Source organism: Streptomyces sp. NBC_00859, assembly GCF_045161865.1.
GTDB lineage: Bacteria > Actinomycetota > Actinomycetes > Streptomycetales > Streptomycetaceae > Streptomyces.
The window spans coordinates 7,484,629-7,507,274 of the sequence record NZ_CP108826.1 but is presented as its reverse complement, the minus strand read 5'-3'; the positions used below and the strand labels follow the sequence as shown (position 1 = coordinate 7,507,274).

General features: G+C 70.6%; 19 protein-coding genes and 1 pseudogene. 14 read left to right on the top strand and 6 right to left on the bottom strand.

The annotated features are described in order from the left end of the window. Positions 1-181: 181 nt before the first annotated feature. The gene (locus OG584_RS33110) at positions 182-1,060 is read right to left on the bottom strand and encodes an LLM class F420-dependent oxidoreductase (RefSeq protein ID WP_405783384.1); all 879 of its coding nucleotides are present in this window, start codon (positions 1,058-1,060) and stop codon (positions 182-184) included. Positions 1,061-1,089: 29 nt separating this feature from the next. Continuing rightward, positions 1,090-1,446: a phosphotransferase gene (locus tag OG584_RS33105; RefSeq protein WP_405783383.1), complete on the bottom strand. Its 357-nt coding sequence runs from the start codon at positions 1,444-1,446 to the stop codon at positions 1,090-1,092. Positions 1,447-1,782: 336 nt separating this feature from the next. Here OG584_RS33105 and OG584_RS33100 point away from each other — a divergent pair, with 336 nt between their 5' ends. Then, the gene (locus OG584_RS33100; RefSeq protein ID WP_405783381.1) at positions 1,783-3,009 is read left to right on the top strand and encodes a nitrate/nitrite transporter; all 1,227 of its coding nucleotides are present in this window, start codon (positions 1,783-1,785) and stop codon (positions 3,007-3,009) included. Here OG584_RS33100 and OG584_RS33095 read toward each other — a convergent pair whose 3' ends face one another. Beyond that, a complete protein-coding gene (locus OG584_RS33095) occupies positions 3,010-3,996 on the bottom strand; it encodes a LacI family DNA-binding transcriptional regulator (RefSeq protein WP_405783380.1) in 987 nt (328 codons plus the stop codon). It abuts the gene before it with no gap. Between the two features lie 261 nt (positions 3,997-4,257). On the opposite strand from OG584_RS33095, the gene OG584_RS33090 reads away from it, so the two are divergent. The 11 genes from OG584_RS33090 to OG584_RS33040 all read left to right on the top strand — a co-directional run bounded on the left by OG584_RS33090 (position 4,258) and on the right by OG584_RS33040 (position 15,502). Continuing rightward, positions 4,258-5,625 carry an NCS2 family permease gene (locus OG584_RS33090; protein ID WP_405783379.1) on the top strand — a complete coding sequence of 456 codons (1,368 nt, stop codon included), beginning with the start codon at positions 4,258-4,260 and terminating at the stop codon, positions 5,623-5,625. Between the two features lie 70 nt (positions 5,626-5,695). Next, positions 5,696-7,420 (top strand): adenine deaminase C-terminal domain-containing protein, encoded by a 1,725-nt coding sequence (locus tag OG584_RS33085; RefSeq protein WP_405783377.1) that lies wholly within the window; start codon positions 5,696-5,698, stop codon positions 7,418-7,420. Positions 7,421-7,607: 187 nt separating this feature from the next. Next, positions 7,608-8,657 carry a glutathione S-transferase family protein gene (locus OG584_RS33080; protein ID WP_405783376.1) on the top strand — a complete coding sequence of 350 codons (1,050 nt, stop codon included), beginning with the start codon at positions 7,608-7,610 and terminating at the stop codon, positions 8,655-8,657. Between the two features lie 120 nt (positions 8,658-8,777). Beyond that, positions 8,778-9,104 carry a hypothetical protein gene (locus tag OG584_RS33075; RefSeq protein ID WP_405783374.1) on the top strand — a complete coding sequence of 109 codons (327 nt, stop codon included), beginning with the start codon at positions 8,778-8,780 and terminating at the stop codon, positions 9,102-9,104. A gap of 71 nt (positions 9,105-9,175) precedes the next feature. Next, positions 9,176-9,577: a nitroreductase family deazaflavin-dependent oxidoreductase gene (locus tag OG584_RS33070; protein ID WP_405783373.1), complete on the top strand. Its 402-nt coding sequence runs from the start codon at positions 9,176-9,178 to the stop codon at positions 9,575-9,577. Positions 9,578-9,649: 72 nt separating this feature from the next. Next, complete coding sequence (locus OG584_RS33065; RefSeq protein ID WP_405783371.1) at positions 9,650-10,141, top strand: cupin domain-containing protein; 492 nt, start codon at positions 9,650-9,652, stop codon at positions 10,139-10,141. A 228-nt stretch (positions 10,142-10,369) separates the two neighbouring features. Further along, positions 10,370-11,449 carry a phosphatidylinositol-specific phospholipase C domain-containing protein gene (locus tag OG584_RS33060; protein ID WP_405783370.1) on the top strand — a complete coding sequence of 360 codons (1,080 nt, stop codon included), beginning with the start codon at positions 10,370-10,372 and terminating at the stop codon, positions 11,447-11,449. 173 nt (positions 11,450-11,622) lie between these two features. Further along, on the top strand, positions 11,623-12,858 hold the full coding sequence (locus OG584_RS33055; RefSeq protein ID WP_405783369.1) for a chitinase: 1,236 nt from the start codon (positions 11,623-11,625) through the stop codon (positions 12,856-12,858). A 113-nt stretch (positions 12,859-12,971) separates the two neighbouring features. Further along, positions 12,972-13,592, top strand: a complete 621-nt coding sequence (locus OG584_RS33050) for a TetR family transcriptional regulator (protein ID WP_405783367.1) — start codon at positions 12,972-12,974, stop codon at positions 13,590-13,592. Between the two features lie 39 nt (positions 13,593-13,631). Then, on the top strand, positions 13,632-14,399 hold the full coding sequence (locus OG584_RS33045; RefSeq protein ID WP_405783365.1) for an SDR family NAD(P)-dependent oxidoreductase: 768 nt from the start codon (positions 13,632-13,634) through the stop codon (positions 14,397-14,399). Positions 14,400-14,461: 62 nt separating this feature from the next. Next, positions 14,462-15,502, top strand: coding sequence for an NAD(P)-dependent alcohol dehydrogenase (locus OG584_RS33040; RefSeq protein ID WP_405783363.1), 1,041 nt, complete (start codon positions 14,462-14,464; stop codon positions 15,500-15,502). A 157-nt stretch (positions 15,503-15,659) separates the two neighbouring features. Here the strand turns inward: OG584_RS33040 and OG584_RS33035 are convergent. Further along, positions 15,660-16,049: pseudogene (locus tag OG584_RS33035) on the bottom strand (hypothetical protein); the annotation flags it as partial. Positions 16,050-16,570: 521 nt separating this feature from the next. Here OG584_RS33035 and OG584_RS33030 point away from each other — a divergent pair. Beyond that, complete coding sequence (locus tag OG584_RS33030; RefSeq protein ID WP_405783362.1) at positions 16,571-18,016, top strand: PP2C family protein-serine/threonine phosphatase; 1,446 nt, start codon at positions 16,571-16,573, stop codon at positions 18,014-18,016. Positions 18,017-18,113: 97 nt separating this feature from the next. Here the strand turns inward: OG584_RS33030 and OG584_RS33025 are convergent, their stop codons facing one another. After that, on the bottom strand, positions 18,114-19,613 hold the full coding sequence (locus OG584_RS33025) for a hypothetical protein (protein ID WP_405783360.1): 1,500 nt from the start codon (positions 19,611-19,613) through the stop codon (positions 18,114-18,116). Positions 19,614-19,845: 232 nt separating this feature from the next. On the opposite strand from OG584_RS33025, the gene OG584_RS33020 reads away from it, so the two are divergent. Beyond that, complete coding sequence (locus OG584_RS33020) at positions 19,846-20,985, top strand: phosphotransferase family protein (RefSeq protein WP_405783358.1); 1,140 nt, start codon at positions 19,846-19,848, stop codon at positions 20,983-20,985. 129 nt (positions 20,986-21,114) lie between these two features. On the opposite strand, the gene OG584_RS33015 is transcribed toward OG584_RS33020, so the two are convergent. Then, complete coding sequence (locus OG584_RS33015; RefSeq protein WP_405783357.1) at positions 21,115-22,446, bottom strand: N-acetylmuramoyl-L-alanine amidase; 1,332 nt, start codon at positions 22,444-22,446, stop codon at positions 21,115-21,117. Positions 22,447-22,646: the final 200 nt, after the last annotated feature.

Below are 22,646 nucleotides of genomic sequence, written 5' to 3'. Positions count from 1 at the left end.
CCGAAGACGAGTTCCACCGAACGACGACGGCCCCGCGGACCGGGCCGCGGGGCCGTCGGGCATTGCCGTCGAACATGGCAGGAACATCCCGGCCGGCACGAGGCGGACCGGCGGGCGAGCGATTGGCGTCAGGTCAGCCGGTCACATCAGGTCAGGTCAGGTCAGGTCAGGTCAGGTCAGGTCAGGTCAGGGCGAAGGCCGATGCCAGCTCGCGCCATTCCGCACGCGGCAGAACGCTGTGCCGGTCCCCCGAAAGCACCTGGAGCGCGACATGGTCCGCACCCGCTGCCCGGTACGCGTCCACCCTGGCCCGCGCCGTGTCCAGGTCACCGAGGGCGAACAGCGCGTCGAGCAGCCGGTCACTGCCACCGGCGGTCACGTCCGCCTCGGTGAATCCGAGGCGCAGCAGGTTCTCGGTGTAGTTGGGAAGTTGCAGGTACATCGAGAGCGTCTCCCGCGCGACGGTCCGCGCGCGTTCGATGTCGGTGTCGAGTACGACCTTCAGCTCCGGAGCGAGCAGCGCGTCGGGGCCGAGGGCCGTCCGGGCCTGCGCCGTGTGCTCGGCGGTGACCAGGTACGGGTGGGCGCCGAGGGAGCGTCCGGCCGACAGCTTCAGCATCTTCGGGCCGAGCGCGGCCAGGACCCGCCGCGAGGCCGGGACCGGGGCGGGCGCGGTGTCCAGTGCGTCCAGGTAGTCGACCATCTTCGAGTACGGACGGGCGTACTGCGGGGTGAGCGCGTCGTGGCTGACTCCGAGGCCCAGCACGAACCGTCCGGGATGACGCTTCTCGACCCCCGCGACCTGCTCGGCGACCTCGGCGGCGGTGTGCTGCCAGATGCTGAGGATTCCGGTCGCGACGGTGATGCGCCGCGTCGCGTCGACGACCGGCACCACCTCTTCCATCGACGGGCTGCCGCCGATCCAGATCGTGCCGTAGCCGAGCTCGTCCAGCTCGGCCACGGCGTCGGACACTTCACCGCGGTCGCCGGGATCCGCGGGGTGCAGGGCTGCGCTCCAGATGCCGATGCTGCCGAAACGCGCGTGTTCGTCGGAGGTCATGGGTACTCCAACCGCCTCCGGACGGGAGCCTATTCCGGTGCGGGCCCCTCTCCCCCGGTCGGCCCAGCCGGACGCTGCCCCGTCATGCCGTCCCGTACGGGCCCGGCTCCGGCTCGTCCAGGGCGAGGACGAGCTCCGGGACCACCCGCGAAGTCGGCGACCGGGTCGCCCCAGAACATCCGCTCGCCGTCGACGACCCCGCTGACGCACCGCTCCCCGTCGGCTCCGGCAAGCAGCAGATTCCCCTGCCACAGGTTGAAGTGCACCAGCGCGGGCCGTGAGACGTCGTCCAGCACGCCGGACGCGGCGGCGATCACCCGGCGATCTCGGTACGGGAGCAGCCGGGCTCCGTACCGCTCTGGGGCGGCGAGCAGCGTCCGAACCATCGCGTGAAGGCCTGCCGCCAGGTGGAGGCATCGGCCCGAAGGACTCGGCGGGGTAGCCGAATCCGGGACCCGTCACGCGGTGGAGGCGGCCGACCGGCCCGCTCAGCTACCGACGGAGGCGGCTGCGCTCCGCGCCCCGGACATCCGCCGCGCAGTCGTGCCACGGCCCCCCGTGCGGCGGACGTCCCCGGGCCGTCCTCGGGGATCGCCACCGCTCGGGACTATGGCTCGGCGGACAGGACCCTGCGACATGGACCATTCGGGTGTGCCGAGTGGCGGCGCTCCGAGGCCCGGCCGAGCCTCGGAGGAAGGCCGCACAGAGGAAGCCGGAGGAACATGGGCACCGCAACCGCACCCCCCGCGTCACCGCGCGTACCCACGGCGCCCACCGCGTCCGCGTACCGGAACCTGGTGATGGCCACGATCGGCTTCACGCTGACCTTCTGGGCGTGGGCCCTCATCGCGCCGCTGGGGAGCGATTTCAAGGACCGGCTCGGGCTCAGCAACTTCCAGCAGTCGCTCCTCGTCGCCGTGCCCGTGATCGTCGGGTCGCTGGGCCGGATCCCCGTCGGGGCACTCACCGACCGGTACGGCGCGAAGCTGATGTTCCCCCTGGTCACCGCGCTCACCATCGTGCCGGTGCTGCTGCTGATCCCGGCGAAGAACTCCTACGGCGCGATGCTGGCCGTGGGCTTCCTGCTGGGGCTGGGCGGCACGACCTTCGCGATCGGTATCCCACTGGTCAACTCCTGGTTCCCGCCCGCGAACCGGGGGCTCGCACTCGGCATCTTCGGGATGGGCATGGGCGGGGTCGCCATCTCCGGCTACTTCACCACCCGGATCGCAGAGCACGGCGCCAACCTGCCGTTCATCGTGGTCGCCGTCGCGCTGGCCGCATTCGCCGTGCTGGGGGCGCTGCTGATCACCGACCACCCGGACCGGCAGATTCCCACCACCCCGCTCGCCACCCGGCTCGGCGGAGCCGGACGGCTGCGGGTGACCTGGGAGCTGTCCGCGCTGTACGCGATCGGGTTCGGCGGGATCGTGGCGTTCGGGGTCTATCTGCCCACGTACCTGAAGACCTGGTACCACCTGTCACCGACCGACGCGGGCACCAAGGCCGCGGGGTTCGCGCTCGTCACCGTCATCTTCCGGCCCGTCGGCGGGCGTCTCGCCGACCGGATCCACCCCGCCGTCGTCACGGCGGGCGCCCTCGCGCTCGTCGCGCTGATGGCCATCATCCAGGCCTTCGACCCGCCGCTGAACCCCACCGGGACCATCTGCTTCCTGGCTATGGCGGCGGGCCTGGGCACCGCGAGCGGGAGCGTGTTCGCGCTGGTCTCCCAGGTCACCCCACAGCCCCAAGTGGGCAGTGTGACCGGGATCGTCGGGGCGATGGGCGGCCTGGGCGGGTTCGTTCCGCCGCTGGTCATGGGCGCGATCTACAGCGCCAAGGGCACCTATTCGATCGGTTTCATGCTGCTGTCCGACCTGGCACTGGCCGGGTGCGTCTACGCCTTCGGACGGATGCGCACGGCCGGAACGTCCACCGCCGGGACGTGATCAGCACGGCTGAGTGCCCCCCGGCGCGGCCGTCGAGGCCCGGCGGTGAAGCACCGTAGGCAGCTCGGTGACGACGGTCCTGCGGCTGCCCGCGCAGACCTCCAGCAGCCGGGTCACCGCAAGTGCTCCCGCCTCCTCGACCGGGACACCGAGCGCGGTCACGGCCGGGGACGTCGCTCCGAGCGCCGTCAGGTCGTCGGCCGCGGCCAGGCTCATGTCCTCGGGGACGCGGATGCCCGCGGCCTTCAGCCCGTGCAGCAGGCCGAGCACCAGATAGCTGTTGTACGCGATCACCGCGGTGGTCCCGGCCGGCAACGCCGCCGCGGCCCGGATACCCGCGTCGAAGGTGGGCGGCAGCGGCCCGAGCACCCGCAGCCTTGCCCCTGCGTCCGCGGCCTGCTCCGCCATGGCCTCACGGCGCCGCCCGTCGGCCCAGGAACCGGCAGGACCTGATACGTACGCGATATCGCGGTGCCCGAGGCCGAGCAGGTGCCGGACCAGGGCCGACGTCCCGGACGCGGTGTCGAGGACGACGGCGGGCAGTCTGCCGGAGCGGCGGTCGACCAGGACGACGGGTCGCCGACGGGCGCTCAGGCGCAGCGCCGCGTCCGGGCCCACCGGCGCGACCATGATCAGGCCGTCGACCTGTCCGGAGATCCGGTCCGCGAGCGCCGCCTCCCGCTCGGCGCTGTACTCGGAGACGGTGAGCAGGAGATGGCTGTCGGTCTCTTCTGCCGCCTGCTGGGCGCCCAGGACCAGTGGTGCGAAGAAGGGGTTGGCCAGGGTCGGCACAATCAGTCCGATCATGCCGGTACGCCCGGTGGTCAGAGCGCGGGCGGCGGGATTCGGGTGGAATCCGAGACGCCCGGCGGCCTCACGCACCCGCTGCAGGGTGGCGTCGGCGACCATCTCCGGGCGCATCAGCGCTCGGGAGGCCGTGGCCTTGGACACGCCCGCCTCACGGGCCACGTCTGCCAGCGTCGCCATCGTCGGATCCCCTCCCGTCCGCCATGTCCCGGGCCGCTCCGCTCGCACGCCTCCGGGCGGACCGTGTGACCGCAGTGTGACCGATCGCGGGGTTCACGTGGCGGCCGGGTCGTGTCATCCTATCCGCAACCGGTCTCTGCAACCGGTTACAGAGACCGGTTGCAGAAATCCCGGCGGTGCCGCACCCGCAGCCTCCCGCCGGACACGCGCAAGGGATCCGGATACCGCCCGGCCTCGCCCCCTCATCCTGCCGAGGTACTCATGCCCCACCCCGACGCGTCCGACGTGAAGGACGCGCCAGACCCGGCCCCAGGGCCGCGCCCCTCGCTGCTGGAACGGAGGTTCCGCATCCGCGAGCGCGGCAGCACGCCGCGCACCGAGGCCGTCGCGGGCCTGTCCATGTTCGTCGCCGCCGCCTATGCGGCGGTCGTCGTGCCCGGCCAGCTGGCGAAGGCCGGACTCCCGATCGGCCCGGTCACCACCGCTGTGATCATCGCGATCGTGCTCGCCACGCTCGCGATGGGGCTGTTCGCGAATCTTCCGTTCGTCCTCGCTCCCGGCCTCGGCGGGGTGGCACTGCTCGCCGTCACCATCGTGGGCCAGGACGGCGTCCCGTGGGACTCCGCACTGGGCATGGTCTTCTGGTCGGGTGTCGCCTTCCTGGTGCTCACCGCTCTGGGCATCCGCGACCTGATCACCCGGCTGATGCCGCTCAATCTCAAGTACGCGATCAGCGGCGGCCTCGGGCTCTTCATCGCACTGCTCGGATTCCGCGACAGTGGCCTGGTGGTCGCGAAGACCGCGGGCAACTCACTGAGCATCGGCGACCTCTCGCAGCCGGGAGCGCTGCTCGCACTCGGCGGCCTGGTGCTTCTCACGGCTCTGGTGACCCGGAAGGTGCCCGGCGCGTTCCTGATCACCATCGCCGTGGTGACCCTGGCGGGTATCCCGTGCGGGGTGACCGAACTTCCCGGTCACTTCTTCGGCGCGCCCGACAGCCCGGGTGCCGTCCTGTTCCATGTCGACATCCTGGGCGCGCTCAAACCCGCGTACTTCCCGTACATCTTCGCGTTCTTCGTCTCGGAGTTCTTCTCCATGACGGGCACGCTGCTGGCCGTGGCAGGCCGGGCCGGCCTCACCGACAAGGACGGCAACGTGCCGGGCATCCGCCGGCCGTTCTACGTCGACTCGGGCGCCGTGATCGGTGGCGCAGGGCTCGGCGCGCCCAGCATGACCGCGTATCTGGAGTCCTCGGCGGGCGCGGACAGCGGCGGCCGTACGGGCCTCACGTCGGTGTACGCGGCACTCGGCTTCGCGGCGCTGCTGCTCGTCACGCCGTTCGCCACACTGATCCCTTCCGCCGCCACCGCCCCGGTGCTGATGTACATCGGCCTGAGCATGCTCGGCGCACTGCGCAACGTCGACTTCCGGGATCCGACCGATGCCGTCCCGGCCGCACTGGTCGTCGCCACAACCATCTTCTTCGGCAACTTCGGCACCGGAATCGCGGTCGGACTCGCCGCCCACGTCCTGGTGAAGGCCGCAGCGGGCCGGTTCCGTGAGATCCCGGCCGGACTGTGGATCGTGATGATCCCGCTCGGCTACTACTTCTACACACTCGTCCCCTGACCCCGCCGCCCCGACCGGTTCGGGGACGGCCGCCCGGGACTACGACGGCTCGCTGAGGAGCACCTACCGCATGACCACTGACCAGCAGCAACTGCCGGAACCCCACGACGTCCGCATCAGCGGCGGCAGGGTGGTGTCCACTTTCACGGGTGAGGAGTTCGCGGCGGACGTCCTGCTGCGCGGCGACCGCATCACCGGTGTACTGCCTCCCGGGGCACCCGGCGATGCGCTGGAGCATGTGGACGCCACCGGCATGCTCGTCGTGCCCGGCTTCGTCGACGCGCACATGCACATCGAGAGCTCGTTCCTCACCCCGCAGACCTTCGCCGGGCTGACGCTCGCACGCGGGACGACGACGGTGCTGGCCGACCCGCACGAGATCGTCAATGTCGCGGGCGCCGAGGCGATGCGCTGGATGACCGAGGCCGGGCGGGGGACACCGCAGACCCAGCTGTGGGGCGTGCCGTCCTGTGTACCCGCGCTCGAAGGCCTCGAGCACGCCGGCGCCAGCCTGTCCGCCGACGACATCGACGCGATGCTGCAGTGGCCGGGCGTCATCGCGCTGGGTGAGGTCATGGACTACCGGGCGGTCGTGGCCGACGAGCCCCGGATGCGGGGCATCGTGGGTGCGGCCCGCGAGCGCGGGGTCATCCTCGACGGGCACTGCCCGAACCTCAGTGGCGCGGAACTCAGCGCCTACATGGCCACCGGCGTCGACTCCGACCACACCAAGAACCGCACCGAGGTCGTCCTGGAGAAGGTCAGGATGGGCATGCTGATGATGCTCCAGGAGAAGTGCCTGCTCCCGGAGGTCGTCGAAGCGCTCCTGGCACTCCCGCAGCTGCCGCCGCTGTGTCTGGTCACCGACGACCTGGCCGCCGACCACATCCTCTCCACCGGCCACCTCGACCACATCGCGCGCGTCGCGGTACGGGCCGGGCTGCCCGCCGTCGACGTACTGCGCGCCCTGACCTGGAACCCGGCGCAGCGGCTGCGGCTGTACGACCGCGGGGTCGTCGCTCCGGGCAAGCGGGCCGACCTGGTCCTGCTCCGCGGCGAGCTGGCCGCTTTCGATCCGGCGCTGGTCATCGCGGGCGGCCGGACCGTGGCTCGGGACGGGAAACCGGCGTACGAGACGGAACCGGTCGCCGGTGCGCTGTCGGGCACCCTCGACGTCGAGCCGCAGACCCCGGACGGCTTCCGCTGGCGGATTTCACTGCCCGACGGCGTGCACCGTTTCCGGGCGATGCGGGTCAACGCGCGCGACACGTACACCGAGGCCGCTGACGCCGAACTGCCGGTCCGCGACGGTGAGGTGCAGTGGGAGGGCCGGGTGACCCTGGTCAGGGTGCGCAACCGCTACGGCCGCGCGGGCACGGTCTTCGCCCCGCTGCTCGGCCGTGACCTCGGCGCGGGCGCGGTCGCGACGACGTACGCCCATGACAGCCACAACCTGGTGACCGTCGGGACATCGCGGGCCGCGATGGCGACAGCCGCTGCAGCGGTGCTCGCCGACGGCGGCGGGGTGGCCGTGGTGCACGGCGACACGGTGGCGGCCCGGATGCCGCTGCCGGTCGCGGGGGTGATGTCCCCGGCTCCGGCGGAGGAGATCGCCGCGCAGTCGGGTGCGGTGCGGACCGCGCTGACCGAGTGGGGCTGGGACCACCTCAACCCGTTCATGAGTGTGTCGACCCTGACGCTCGCGGTGTCACCCAGCCTCAAAATCACGGATCTGTCGCTGGTCGACGTCGTCCGCAGGGAGCCGGTGGGGGCAACGCTGCCCACTGCTTCCTGAAGCGGGCGGGTGCCACGTGGACGCCCGGGGACCGTCTTCGGCTGCGCGGTGGAGGGGAACGGTGTCAGCCTGGAGGGGCCGCGGGGTCCGTGGATCCACCGGACCCCGCGGGACGGATGTACGCGCGGGCGGTCCGGCGGAGTACGGACGGCACACCGGGCACCGGCCAACGGGAAGGATCACGGTGATGAACCACCCCAGCGACAGCGGCGAGAAAGGCGACGGCGGCAACGCCGGATACGGCAGGAAACCGTTCAAGCGGTCGACGAGCCACTTCGCCGACCGGATCACCGTCGACGGGCGCGACGGCTGGCCCGTCGAGGCCGGCCGGTACCGGCTGGTGGTCAGCCGGGCCTGCCCGTGGGCGAGCCGCGCGCTGGTCTCACGGCGGCTGCTCGGCCTTGAGGACGCGCTCTCGCTGGGCGTCACCGACCCGATCCAGGACGACCGCAGCTGGCGCTTCACCCTCGACCCCGATGGCCAGGACCCGGTCCTCGGCATCCGCTACCTCAGCGAGGCCTACGAGGCACGGGAGACGGGCTATCCGGGCGGCGTGAGCGTGCCCGCAGTCGTGGACGTACCGAGCGGTCAGCTGGTCACCAACGACTTCCAGCGGATCACCCTGGATCTCGCCACGCAGTGGTCCGCGCTGCACAGGCCGGGCGCGCCCGATCTGTACCCGGAGCGACTGCGCGACGAGATCGACGACGTCATGGAGGGGATCTACCGGGACGTCAACAACGGCGTCTACCGGGCGGGATTCGCTTCGGAACAGGGCGAGTACGAGGACGCGTACCGCGATGTGTTCCGGCGCCTGGACCTGGTCTCCGAGCGGCTGGCAGGGCGGCGCTACCTGGTGGGGGACACGGTCACCGAGGCGGACATCCGGCTCTTCACCACGCTTGTGCGGTTCGATGCCGTCTACCACGGCCACTTCAAGTGCAACCGGGCGAAGCTGACCGAGGACCCGGTGCTCTGGGCGTACGCCAGGGACCTGTACCAGACGCCGGGCTTCGGCGACACGGTCGATTTCGACCACATCAAGCGGCACTACTACGGGGTGCACGCCGGCATCAACCCGACCGGCATCGTGCCGCTCGGTCCGGACCTGAGCGGCTGGCTCACCCCGCACCACCGGGAGGAGCTGGGCGGCCACCCGTTCGGGGACGGGACCCCGCCGGGGCCGGTCGTACCCGCGGAGGAGATTCCGGCGGCGGGGCGGCCACCGGAGCGCTGACCGGGTCTCGCCCCGGCCGGACCGGCGCCGGCCGGGGCCTCCCCCGCCGGCGCGGGTGGTCCATCACCCTCCGCGCGTCTCCAGCGAGCGCGCCGCGAGCCGTCCGGCGAGTATGGAGCAGTGACGAATTCTCAGAAACTGGATCATCTCGCTCAGGTGACGACAGGCTGGGTCGCACGCGATCTCAGCTCTCCGCACGGACGGCTCAGGGACGCGCTTGTCAACTGGCGCCAGGCCTTCCCCCCGTCCTTCACCACCGACTCGGCCGGTGCGAGCACCGCGCGGCTGGTCGTCGCCCCGCCCGGCCCCGCGCATCCCGAGGACGCGATGCTCCTCCATCTGACGCGCGCCGAGGCGGACCGGCTGATCGGACTGCTGCACAAGGACACGGCACACCAGCTGGACACACCGGCCGGCGCGCCCGCCCGCCTGGGAGCCGGCGGCTGAATCGCCCGCACTCGGGCGTAGGTTGTGAGCCACGGGGTACCGGCGGATTCCGACAACAGATGGGGCCAGAGATGCTGTTCGGCAAGGAGCACGTCGAGCGTTACGTCGCGACCGATGGAGCCGAGGGACACGAGTGGCAGGGCACGACGACCCTGATCCTCACCACCACCGGCCGCAAGAGCGGTGAGCAGCGCAGCACGCCGCTGATCTACCAGCCGTACGGCGACGACCTGCTCGTGGTCGCCTCCAAGGGCGGCTCCGACGAGCCGCCGGCCTGGTATCTGAACCTTCAGGCGGATCCCCAGGTGCAGGTACAGGTGAAGGGCGACCGGTTCTCCGCGCACGCACGGACCGCGAAGCCCGGCGAGAAGCCGGACATGTGGCGGACGATGGCGGCCGTCTGGCCCGCGTACGACGAGTACCAGACCAAGACCGACCGTGAGATCCCCGTGGTGGTACTCACCCGATCCTGACTGCGCGGGGCCGGCGCGGGCGGGCGTACGATCTCCCCCGCATCAGCCGTCCGTCCGCAGCAGGAGGAATCGTTGTCCCCCACGCCCGCCCCCGGTGTCGTCACCGACACCGTACGGCTCGTCCGCGAGGCCACCGAGGCTGAACGCGGGGCACTCTGGCGATTGGCCGAGCCGGCGCGGCAGCTGGACTCGAACGTGATCCGGCTGCCGCCGGACGCCGGGGTGGACGCGCATGTGGAACCGGACCTCGACGTGCTCGTGTGCGTCGTCGGCGGCAGCGGTGGCCTGGAAACGGCCGAAGGGCGCCAGGACCTGGGGCCGGGGGCGGTCGTCTGGCTGCCGCACGGTTCCCGTCGCGCGCTGGCCGCCGGCCCGGAGGGTCTCGTCTATCTCACCGTGCACCGGCGCCGCCCCGGCCTCACCGTCGCCCCGGGTGCGGTGGAGCACGAGGGGGGCGAGGCCGCATGCCTGCTGAACCTGGTCTGCACCGGCTGCGGACGCCTCGCGCAGCAGGCCGACGCGCGCTTCTGCTCACGGTGCGGTGAAGAGCTCCCGACCGGCTGACGATCCGTCAATGTCGCCTGCCTGGAGCTATTTCCGTACCAGCCCGGACGTGTTCCCTCAGGGGCCCTTGCACTATGCCCGTCCGGCCTTCGCGACCTCATCGGACGCTCATAGTGCAAGACCCCTTAGCCGCGGGGGAATTTCGGCCTATGTTGCTCGGCATGTCTCCGTCGCTTCATCGGAGCCCGCGACGATCCCGGCGGAGAGTCACCCCCCACTGGAGGCCACATGTCAGGTAACCGGTTCAGACGCGTTCCGCTCCGGCTGCGCGCGATACTCACCGGCGCAGCGGCTGCCGCCCTCGCCATCACCGCGGCCGGCGGGACGGGGAGCGCGGCCGCGGCCGGTTCGCCGCCCCTCTCGGGAGCCACGACGTCGGGCCTCCACAACACCTATGACCCTGCGGCCTTCCCTTATCTCGCCCAGTCCCTGGACACCGGCACCTCGATGATCGAGTTGGACGTCTGGGACGACTTCGTCACCAAGGAGTGGAAGGTCAGCCACTCCAACCCGCTGGGAAACAGCAACAACTGCGTGAACGCCGACACCCCCGACCAGCTCTACACCGGTGGCGCCAACAAGAATCTGGAGAGCTGCCTGGACGACGTGCGGGTGTGGCTCGCGGCCCACCCCGGACACGCACCGGTCGTGATCAAGCTGGAGATGAAAGCGGGCTTCCAGTCCGATCTCGGCCTCGGTCCGGCTCAGTTGGACGCGGCGATCGCTGCGCACCTGGGCTCCGCCGTCTTCCGCCCGGCGGACCTGCTGGCCAAGCCGGGCGGCGGCCGGTACGCCACGCTGGACGAGGCGGCCACGGCAGGCAACTGGCCCACGCGCGCGCAGCTCGCCGGCAGAGTGCTGCTGGAGGCGATCCCCGGCACCGTCGAGGAGAGCAACCCGACCGACTCGCTGTGGACCGACAGCGAGTACGCCGGACATCTCCGCGATCTGGACGCGTCGGGTGACATCGGCCAGGCGCAGATCTTTCCCGCGGTGCACTCCGCCCAGCCGGGTGACCCCCGTTCACGGTACGCGGACACCTCGCTCCGGCCCTGGTTCGTCTTCTTCGACGGAGACGCCGCCGCCTACCTCGGCGGGACGATCGACACCGCCTGGTACGACACCCATCACTACATGCTGGTGATGACCGACGCCCAGAACGTGTCCCCGGCCCTGGACGACAAGAATCCGTCGGAATCCGACGCGCAGGCCCGCGTCGCCCAACTCGCCGCAGCTCACGCGAGTGTCGTCTCCAACGACTGGACCCTGCTCCCGCGGGTGCAGTCGGCAGCGCTGCCACGCGGCTGACCGCAGGTCCGCGCCCCGGACCGGGGCGCGGAATCCGCGGTTCCGACCCCGGGGGCCCGAGCCCCGCGCTCCGGGCAATCCCCAAGGATTGGCAATGGTCTAGTCCAAGTCGTTGACGCGGACTCGACAGGCACCGATTCTGGCGGCCACTTCCCCACTCTGGAGGCCCTCAGATGAAACGCATCCGTGCTCTGTTCTGCGGCGTGGCGACCGCCGCGCTGGCCGCCGCCGGGCTCTCCGCATTCGCCACCGCCCAGGCGGCCGGGGCCACCACCGGTCAAGCCGCGCTCAGCAACCGCTGGTACGCGGCGGCCCCGTACCTCATGCCCACGGACAACAACCCGCCCGACGCCGGGGCCATCATGGACGCCACCGGCCTGAAGGCATTCCAGCTCGCCTTCATCCTGGCGCCCAACGGTGGTGGCTGCAGCCCGACATGGGGCGGCACGTCGGCAGTGTCGTCCGACACCGCGGTGAGCTCCGTCATCAGCGGCATCCGCGCCAAGGGCGGCGACGTCTCGGTCTCCATCGGCGGGTACGGCGGCACCAAACTCGGCCAGGCCTGCTCCGACGCCGCGTCCACAGCCGCCGCCTACCAACAGGTCATCACCAAGTACCAGTTGAAGGCCATCGACTTCGACCTGGAGGAGCCGGAGTACGAGAACACGGCAGCCGTGGCCCATGAGATCGGCGCGGCGAAGATCCTCCAGCAGAACAACCCCGGCCTGTACGTCTCGGTGACCACAGCGGGCACGGCCGACGGCACCGGCTGGTTCGGCAAGCAGATGCTGAACGAGGCCAAGTCGCAGGGGTTCACGCCCAACAACTTCTCGATCATGCCCTTCGACGGGGGCTTCAGCGGGGCCGCCGCACAGACGAGCGCGCTGACCAACTTCAACACGATCCTGCAGTCGACATTCGGCTGGGACCAGGCGACCGCCTACGCCCACGAGGGCTTCTCGGGAATGAACGGCCGCAGCGACAGCGGCGAGTACTTCAAGCAGGCGGACTTCCAGACCGTCCTGGACTTCGCCACCAGCCACCACATGGACCGCTTCACCTTCTGGTCACTCAACCGCGACCGCCAGTGCGACCCGCCGGACAACGGTGCCACGTCCGGAGTCTGCAGCAGCGTGCCGCAGTCGGACTGGGAGTTCGCCAAGTACGCGGTGACATTCGCCGGGGCCACTCCACCCACCACGCCTCCGACGACGCCGCCGGCCTCCTCCTCTCCCACGCCGCCGGGCGGCTCCTGCACCGCGGCCGCCTGGAGCAGCACAGCGACATACACGAACGGCAGCACGGTGTCCCACAACGGACACACCTGGCAGGCCCAGTGGTGGACCCAGAACGAGGAGCCGGGGACCACGGGTGACTGGGGTGCCTGGCGGGACAAGGGAGCCTGCTGACCTGCACCGTCCAGGGCCCCGAAGCCACAGCCGCACAGCCGTATGACCGCGGCAGAAATGTCCCACTGGGCAAGATGTCCCAGTGGGACATTTCTGGGTGTACGGTGAAATGCGTGAACGATGAGGGAACAGCCGGGGACCGGCGCGGCCGCAAGGCCCGCCGGACCCGCGAAGCGCTTGCGGAAGCCGCCTGCGTCCTGGTGTGCGACCGCGGGCTGAAGGCCGTCACGGTCGAAGACATCGCCGACCGCGCCGACGTCGCCCGCCGGACGTTCAGCCGCTACTTCTCCAGTAAGGAGGACGCGGTCCTGGACTCCGTACGGGCCGACGGCGACCGGATCAACGCCGCCCTGCGTGCCCGCCCGGCCGGCGAGGCACCGCTCGTCGCCTACCGCAACGCGGTGGCCGACTGGCTGAGGGACGACGAGCGCCCGGCCTGGCACCGGCGGTCGCGAATCTTCGAACTCATGCGGATCGCGGACCGGGAGCCCACGCTGTACGCGGCCTTCCAGCACATCCGTGTGGAGGCCCAGGCGGACTCGATCCGGATCCTGGCCGACCGGATGGGCATCGCGGACGAGCACGACCTGCGCCCGGCCGTTCTGGTGGGCGCGGGCGCGGGAGCACTCGTCGCCGCCCAGGCGGCCTGGGTCCGCGGCTCCCGCGAGGACGCCCTGCCCGGCATCGTCCACGCCGCGTTCACCGCTCTCACCGGCGAACTGCCGCAGTCGTGACACCGCTGCGGCGCACAGCACGAAAGGAACACAGACACCATGAGCAGCACCACCCCCACAGATGAGTTCGCCGGCCGCACCGCGCTGGTCACCGGTGGCGCCTCCGGCATCGGCCTGGCCGTCGCCGGCCGCCTCGCCGCCGGCGGCGCCGCAGTCGTCGTGGCCGACTACAACGGGGAAGGCGCGCGCGAGGCGGCCGCCGGGCTCGAAGCCTCCGGAGCCCGAGCCTCCGCCGTGACCGTGGACGTCACGGACCCCGTCTCCGTCGAACGCGCCGTGCGGCACGCCGCCGATACCTTCGGCGCACTGCATCTCGCCGTGAACAACGCGGGCATCGGCGGCCCGAGCCTGCCGACCGGTGAGTACGGAGTGACAGCCTGGCAGCGGGTGATCGACACCAACCTCAACGGCGTCTTCTACTCGCTCAAGTACGAGCTGCCCGCGATTCTCGCGGCAGGCGGCGGCGCCATCGTCAACATGGCCTCCATACTCGGCACCAACGGCTTCGCCGGTTCACCCGCCTATGTCGCCGCCAAGCACGGTGTCGTCGGACTCACGAAGACCGCCGCGCTCGAATACGCCGCGCAGAACATCCGCGTCAACGCCGTCGGTCCCGGCTTCATCGACACCCCACTGCTGCACGACACGGACAACCCGGCGCGCGAGCAGCTCGTCTCGCTGCACCCCGCCGGGCGCCTCGGAACAGCCGGGGAAGTGGCGGAGCTGACCGCGTTCCTGCTCTCCGACCGTGCCTCGTTCATCCACGGCAGCTACCACCTCGTCGACGGCGGCTACGCCGCGCGCTGACCGATCACCCAGGCGGGCCAGGGTCGGGGACCGTCCCGCCGCCCAGCTGAGGAGCACAACCCATGAAAGCAGTCCAGTACCGCACGATCGGCGCCGCACCCGAGGTCGTCACCCTTCCCGAGCCCGAGCCGGGGCCGGGGCAGGTCCTTCTGAAGGTCACCGCGGCGGGTGTCTGCCACTCGGACATCGCGGTGATGAGCCGCCCCGCGGAGAGCCTGCCCTACGAGCTCCCGCTCACCCTCGGGCACGAAGGGGCCGGGACGGTCGCCGGGCTGGGCGCCGGCGTCACCGGGCTCGCCGAGGGCGATTCCGTGGCGGTCTACGGACCGTGGGGCTGCGGCACGTGCATCAAGTGCGCCGAGGGCAAGGAGAACTACTGCCTGCGCGCCGGTGAACTCGGCATCCACCCGCCCGGTCTCGGCGCCCCCGGGGCGATGGCCGAATACATGGTCGTGGACAGCCCCCGCCACCTGGTGCCGCTCGGCGATCTGAACCCGGTCGGCGCCGTGCCGCTCACCGACGCCGGCCTCACCCCGTACCACGCCATCAAGCGCTCACTGGCGAAGCTCACCCCCGGCTCCACCGCGGTGGTCATCGGTACCGGCGGTCTCGGGCATGTGGCCATCCAGCTGCTGCGGGCGATGTCCGCCACGCGGGTCGTCGCGCTCGACGTCACCGAGGACAAGCTCGCGCTGGCGAAGACGGTCGGTGCCCACGAGGCCGTACTCTCCGACGAACGTGCGGCGGCAAGGGTCCGCGCGCTGACCGGCGGGCTCGGCGCCCAGGCCGTCTTCGACTTCGTGGGTGTCCCGTCCACGGTGGCGCTGGCCGGTGCGGTGGCCGGTATCGAAGCCGATATCGCGCTGGTCGGCATCGGCGGCGGCACGCTGCCCGTCGGTTTCGGCGCACTCCCCTTCGAGGTCTCGGTGGCCGCGCCCTACTGGGGTTCGCGCTCGGAACTGACCGAGGTGCTCGATCTGGCGCGCGCCGGGGCCGTGGACGTCCACGTGGAGACGTACGCGATCGACGACGCCCCCCTTGCCTACGAAAGGCTGCACGCAGGGAAGATCAACGGCCGCGCGGTCATCCTGCCGCAGAGCTGAACACCACGGTGGAGCTGTCCAGCGTGGCGAGCAGGGCGGCACCCGACGGAAGTCCGGTCAATTGCGAAGAGCCGAATTCACCGCTCCCCCCGCCTTGTGCGTTTGCCCTCAGGGGGGCGCGGTGTTCCGGTGGAGAATCGGCAGCCGCCGGGGCGGGCGAGGGAATTGCACGCTGCATCCGGAGTGCGTCGACCGATTCCGCGAGAAGTTCGTACTCGGTGGTGTCGTCGTTGATCGCGAATCGCATGAGACCACCGCCGGCCAGTACCTCGGCGGCCTTTTCCTGCTGAGGACCGCCGTCCCGCCAGGCACGGAACGCACCCGGTACGTCGGGGGCATCGGACGGCAGTTCGAAGAGTGCCCGGACCGGGAAGCATTCATGAGCAGGGCTGGGATCCAGCCGTTCCGAGATCCACGTCGCGCGGTCACGCAGCCACCACAGGGCCAGCGGAAGCGTGGGCGCGCGATAGGTGCCGAGCGGCACACCGACCCGCCGTCCACCGCAGACTCCGTACGCGGTGACATGGCACAGGAATTCGTCGTGCACAGCCACTCCCCCAGGGCAGTTCGCGGCCAGGGCCCCGCAAACGGTCCGGTCGGCAACCGGCCGCGAGTCGCGGGCCTCTCACTGGTGGATCACGGTTGATTCGAACAGAATTCAACCTTCCCAGTGAACGAGTATCTTCTTTCACGGCACATTGTCACCATGGGGTTCTGGCCATATCTCTGGCATATTCGCCGACGACCTGGCCGAAAAGTTCCGGCTCGGCCGGACACAGAAGAGCCCCGACTGGTCGGGGGAGGCCAGCCGGGGCGGTCTGTGTGCGGGCACCGGACTCTCGCCCGCTCCGTGCCCACATATAGGTGAACGGTGAACCAAGCGAAGATGTTCCGGATGTCCGGGATCGGCAGTGTGAGGTGGGGCACCCCTCCGGCCAACGGCATATGCCAGAAGCACCACCGCATCGAGTGTTGCCAATCCCCTTACGGGCCTTCGCTCCCTGTGCAACAGTCGTAACCGGTCCATCCCGCAGCTCTGGCCGCGCCGCGCCCGTATCGGAGTACGTCATGCCGTCCCATGTGTTCGCGGACCGTCCCGTCCCCCAGCCACCCGAGCGGGGCACGGTCGACGCTCTCATCGCCCGGACCCGTCTGCTGCGCGGGGACATGGACGCCGTACGGCGGGACGCCGTCGCGGACGACGACGATGTGCAGGGCCGCTGGCAGCGCGCGCTGTGTGATCTAGCCCTTCACCACCTCGACGACCTGGGCGCCCATCTGGGACAGCTCAAGGAGGGGCTGCCGGCGGCCGGTCCCGAATCGCCCGCCGGCGGGCCCTCCGGGCACGGAGCCCATGCCCACCCGCTGACCGGCCCGGGGCCGCTGCTCGGCCGGGTGGGCAGCGCCGACTGGGATCTCCTCACCGACGAGGTGAGCTGGTCGGAGGAGCTGTACGAGATCTTCGGCCGTCCGCCGGAGAGCGGCCCGCTCTCCCTGGACGAGCTTCCCTCCGTGGTACTGCCAGACGACCAGCCGCGGCTCACCGCGATGGTCACCGACTGCCTGGTCGACGGAAGACCGATCGACGGGGAGTTCCGGATCAGGCGTCCGGACGAGACGGTGCGCACCCTGCACATGATGGGTGAGCCGGTACTCGACAGCGACGGCTGCACCGCCTCCATGTGGGCCGTGCTGCGCGATGTCAGCGACCTCCGGCGCAGTGAGCGCACGGTGCGCGAGAGCGAGGACTCGCTCCAGCGCCGGCAGCAGATCGCCAGGACCGAGCGCCAGGTGGCCGTGGAGTTACAGGAGGCCGTACTGCCGCCCTGGCGCGGTCCCGTACGGCTTCCCCAGGGCGGTCCCGCGGTACTCGACCTGGCGGCGCACTATCTGCCGTCGGCCGCTCACTCGCGCATCGGCGGCGACTGGTATGACGCGATGGAGCTCCCGGACGGCCAGTCACTCCTCACCGTGGGCGACCTGACCGGTCACGGCGTGGGCGCCACATCCGCCGTCGCGATGCTGCTGGGCGCACTGCGCGGGATGGCCCTCGCCGGAGTCGCCCCGGGAGCCCTCATGGGCCATCTCGACGAACTCCTCGACGCATCCGCGCAGCCCGCCCTGGGCAGCGCACTGTGCTGCCGGTACGACCCGGCCGCGCGGACGCTCACCTGGGCCCAGTCAGGCCACCCCGCGCCCGTGCTCTTCCGCCAGGGCGTGGGGACCGCGCTGACGCCGCCGAGCGGAGTGCTGCTCGGCGCCATGGCCGGGACCGCCTACGGGCAGGCGCAGGAACAGCTCCGGCCCGGCGACGTCCTGGTACTTCACACCGGCGGACTGACCGCCCACGGCTCCGCGGCGGCGTGGGGCGAGGACGGACTGCTCGCACTGGCACCGCGATTCGCCGCTGCAGGCAGCGCACAGGAGTGCATGCGCCCGATCATCGAGGAGTGCGGCCACACGGAGCGTCAGGAAGACGCCTGTGTGCTGGTCGCCCGTGTCGGCGGCAAGTAACACCGCTCACGGTCCGCCGTCCCTGCCCTGCTTCACTGCTCGCCGCCTCCGCGACCGGCCGGCAGCCTCACACCACCGCCCTCCGCTGCAGGTCGGTCTAAGCCTGCGCGTTCCTGGGGCGCTTCGTCTGCTTGGGCATGGCGAGCTGGATCTCCTCCCGCAATTCCTGGATGCTCCCGTGGCGTGCGTACTGCCCGGTGAGCCGGTACATCTCCCTGAGCCGGTCCCAGGTCCGGTGCGACGAGGTCTCCCCCATCGACACCAGGGCGAGCCGGGCGTAGCGGTCGGCCTGTTCGGGGTCGTCCGCGATGAAGCAGGCGGACGCCAGCGAGATGTAGTCGAAGATCTTGGACCGCTGGCGGCCGTTGATCCGCAGTTCGAGCGCCCGCTTCGCGTGGCGCTGCGCGGTCGCCGCGGCCGACGGTTCGTGGTCCGCGAGCGTGCGGTACGCCAGGGCCTCCATCCCGTGCAGGTCGGCTTCGTCGAACATCTGCATCCAGCTCGGCGCCGGCTCTCCGCTGCGGTCCGAGACGAACAGGTCCTCGGCCTCGCCGAGCGTGCGCCGCATGGCCTGGCCGTGGCCCAGTGAGGCCTGCGCCCAGGCTTCGATGGTGTGCAGCATCGCACGGGTGCGCGGCAGGTTCTGTTCGCCGGAACCGGAATGCGCGAGCTTCATCAGATCCAGCGCCTCGTCCGGACGCCCGAGATGGACCATCTGCCGTGCGGCACGCGACAGAGCTTCACCGGCGCGCGGGCGGTCGCCGCCCTCGCGCGCGGCGTGGGCGGCGATGACGAAGTACTTCTGGGCCGTGGGTTCGAGGCCCACGTCGTGGGACATCCAGCCCGCGAGAACGGCAAGGTTGGCGGCGACGCCCCACAGACGCCGCTGGAGGGAGTCGGGATGGCGGTAGGAGAGCATGCCTCCCACCTCGTTCAGCTGGCCCACGACCGCCTTGCGCTGGAGTCCGCCGCCGCGTGAGGCGTCCCAGGCGCGGAAGATCTCGACGGAGTGCTCCAGCGCCTCGATCTCCTGCGACCCGATGGGGGCGGCCTCGTAACGGTCGAAGCCGGCGGGCTCGGCGTGCAGGGGACGATCGGTGCGTGGCGCGTCCGACGCCAGGGCCGGATCGGTGTGAAGCCAGTCGTGCATGGCGCTGCTGAGTGCGGAGCCTGCGGCAAGCGCAGCGCCTGCGCCCACCAAGCCGCGTCGGTTGAGCATGAGGTCCATTCCCGTGAATTCGGTGAGGACCGCTGCCGTCCGTTCTGGCGCCCACGGGAGGCCGTCCGGATTCGCTGTCTCGTCCGCGTTCCCGGTGGCCTGCCGTTTCCCCGCGCGCCCAGGTCGTACGAACCCGAGGTCCTCGATGGTCACGACACGGCCGAGCCGCTCGGTGAACAGGGCTGCCAGCACCTTCGGCACAGGGTCACGCGGGCTCTCGCCCATGTCGATCCAGCGCCTCACACGCGAGGTGTCGGTCGCCAGCTGCTGGTGGCCCATCACGGCCGCCTGCCGGTTCACGAGTCTCGCGAGTTCGCCCTTGGACCATCCGGCCAGGCCGAACAGGTCTGCTAGGCGGGTGTTGGGTTCTCCGGTCACGTCAAGCCCCCAGGTTCTCGGCTGGTTTGACAGTAACCCTGTGTCAGATGCCGTGCGACTATTCGCCAGGGTTCGCCAGGGTCCGCCAGATGGTGTGCCACCCGCAGGCCGTTGTGAGGTAGTGATGCGCCACCCCGACCCGGCGGCCGGACCTACTCCCCAGGGTATGTACCGGCGGCCGGGGCGGGGAGCGCACGTAACCCGTCGGCACACGAAGGGATCTGTTTCCCCCATGTACACAGCATCGTCCTCCGTGTCCGCCCCAGTTCGGCCGCACCGTTCCCTCCCGGCCGGTGGCGGACCATACCTCGACCCCTCGCACGCCGCTGCGACCCTCGGTGCCGGCCGGGTCCGGCGGGCGGCCGGGCCCGGCACTCAACCGCTCAGCGGGAGAATCGACTTGTCCGGCCCCCAGGGCGCGCAGCTGCGCATGGCGATCGCTTCGGTGCACCGCATCTGTCCGGAGTTCAACCCGGTGCAGGTGCTGCGCCGGAGCAGCCGCTCCGTACTGCTCGTCGGAACGACGGGGAGGGCGACGGCGGTTGCCAAGTGCTTAATCGATCAGTCCCCTCTCTGGGCGGAGAGCTTCCGCCACGAAATAGCTACATACCGCACGTTCGTCCGGCACCGCCCACCGGCCCGGGTACCGCGGCTCATCGCTGCGGATCCCGAGAACTGCACTCTGGTGATCGAGCGGATGGCCGGTCGGGCGGCGGCACTTCAGCGCCACCCCGTGGAGACTCCGCCCCGCGCGGATCTGCGGGCCGTACTCGGCGCGGTAACCCGGGTCAACGCCTGGCGGCCGGCCGGCGGGCTGTTCGGCCAGCCCCTCGACTACGCCTCGCGGATCGCCAGGTACCACGAGCTGGGTCTCTTCACCGACCGGGACCTGGGAGACCTCCAGAAGCTGCTGCACGGCCTCGCGCACTCCGGCGGCCGGCAGGGCATGGGCCAGTTCTGCCACGGTGACGCGCTGCTCTCCAACATCCTGCTGTCACCGGCGGGCCCGGTGCTGGTCGACTGGGAGCACGCGGGCTGGTATCTGCCGGGCTACGACCTGGCGACGCTGTGGTCCGTGCTGGGCGAGGCACCGGTGGCGAGGCGCCAGATCAGCCAGCTGGCGCAGGCCGCCGGACCCGCGGCCCGGGACGCGTTCCTGGTGAATCTGATGCTGGTACTGACCCGCGAGATCCGCACCTACGAGACCGCCGTCCAGCGCACGATCCGCGAGGCCGCGCCGGCCGGCGCGGCGCACCAGCCGCAGCCCGGCGTCCTGTCCCACGGCGAGGAGCAGCGGCTGCTGCTCCGGAGGCTGCACGACGACTGCGCCCTGGCCCGCCGCGCTGTCCGCGCGGCTGTCGGAACCCGCTGAACCGCGGCGTCCGGACGCCGGGTCCCTGAAGAGGGCAAGCAGGGGGTGCGCCCAGTGCCGAACACACTGGGCGCACCCCCTGTCGCGCGTCCACCGGGAGTGAACGCGGCGGCAGGCGTCACCGGTGGGTCAGTGCGTACGCACGATGTCGACGTCGGAGGCCTTGACGAAGCCGACCCGGTGCCCGATCTGTACGGTCACGTATTTGGTGGCGCCGGGGAAGTACGTGTGGTCGTACGGGTACGAGGCGTCGATCGTCGGCGAGTAGTAGTAACCCGTGGGTGCCTCACCGCCGCCGGGGTACGCCTGGCCCTTCTTGATCGTGTACTGGAGGGGCGTGCCCAGGTGGGCGGCGGTGAAGTCCGCCGGATACTCGCTCTTCTCCGGGTAGGCCACCCCGTACACCGGCACATCGGTCCGGCCGGCCTTCGGCTCGACCACGTATCCGGAGGTCGGCGTGGTGGTCCGGGTGTGCGCCGGAGTCTGGAACCAGGCCTTCTGTCCGTACCACCAGATCGCGGTCCAGCCGGGTGCGCGTCCCGCGATCACCGCTTGCTGCGAGGCACTGATCTTGCTGCCCCAGTCGGCGATGCAGTTGGTCCCGGGGGATCCGCCGGTGTGCAGACCGGGGTCGGAGAAGAGCGGTGACGCGGTGGACGGCTCGGTGTGGAGCGGCACGGCGCTCGATGGCTGCGCGGGGAGGTCGACGTTCTTCTCGCAGTCCCGGAACGCCTGGATGTTCTGCTTGAACTCCGGGCTGATGGTGACGAGTTGACTGCGAGGAGAGGCGGTCGGGACGGTGGGCCTGCCGAGGAGCTTCATGAAATAGTCCCAGTCCCAGTAGGTTCCGGGGTCCCAGTGCATGGCTGCCGTTCCGGAAGCGCTCGTCGGCGGGACGTTGTCATGACCGATGATGTGCTGGCGGTCGAGCGGGATGTCGTACTTCGCGGCGAGATAGCGCACGAGCTTCGCCGTCGAGCTGTACATCGCCGGGGTGAACCACTTGGAGCCCTCGCTCGCGATGCCTTCCTGCTCGATCCCGATGGACTGCTGGTTGATGTACCAGTTGCCCGCCTGCCAGGCGATGTCCTTGTCCTTGACCATCTGGGCCACATGACCGTCGCTGGAGCGGACCACGTAGTGCGCGGACGTCTGGTTGTGCGGGTCCTGGAAGATCTGCAGCGTCTTGTCGAAGGTTTCCTCGGTGTCGTGCAGGACGATGTACTTGATCTTCCCGGTGTGCGGACGGTCGGCGGTGTCGTAGTTGCCGTACGTCTCCTTGTCCGCGGGATCACCGGTCTGCTGATAGGCGGCAGGGGCCCACTCGCAGTCGAGGGTGCGGGGACACTCCGGCCGCGTGCCCGGCGCACTTGCCTGCGCCGCCGGGCTGAGCAGGCCGAGGCCGAGAGTGCTCGCGGTGGTCAGTGCGAGCGCGAGTCTGATCCTCTGCTTGGACGTCATGACGGCCCTTCTTGCCGGGAGTTGCGCCGTGGTGATCTCTCGAACGGTATGGGCGCACTCTCCGACCTGACGTGATGGCGCGTCAAGACCACCGCGCAGGGCGGCTGTTGAAACAGTTGTCCAGACCACTGGCAGGGGTCGTGACCAGCGCGAAAGGCATGACGACCAGGCTCTGACGGAGCCGTGTTACCCGACTTTTA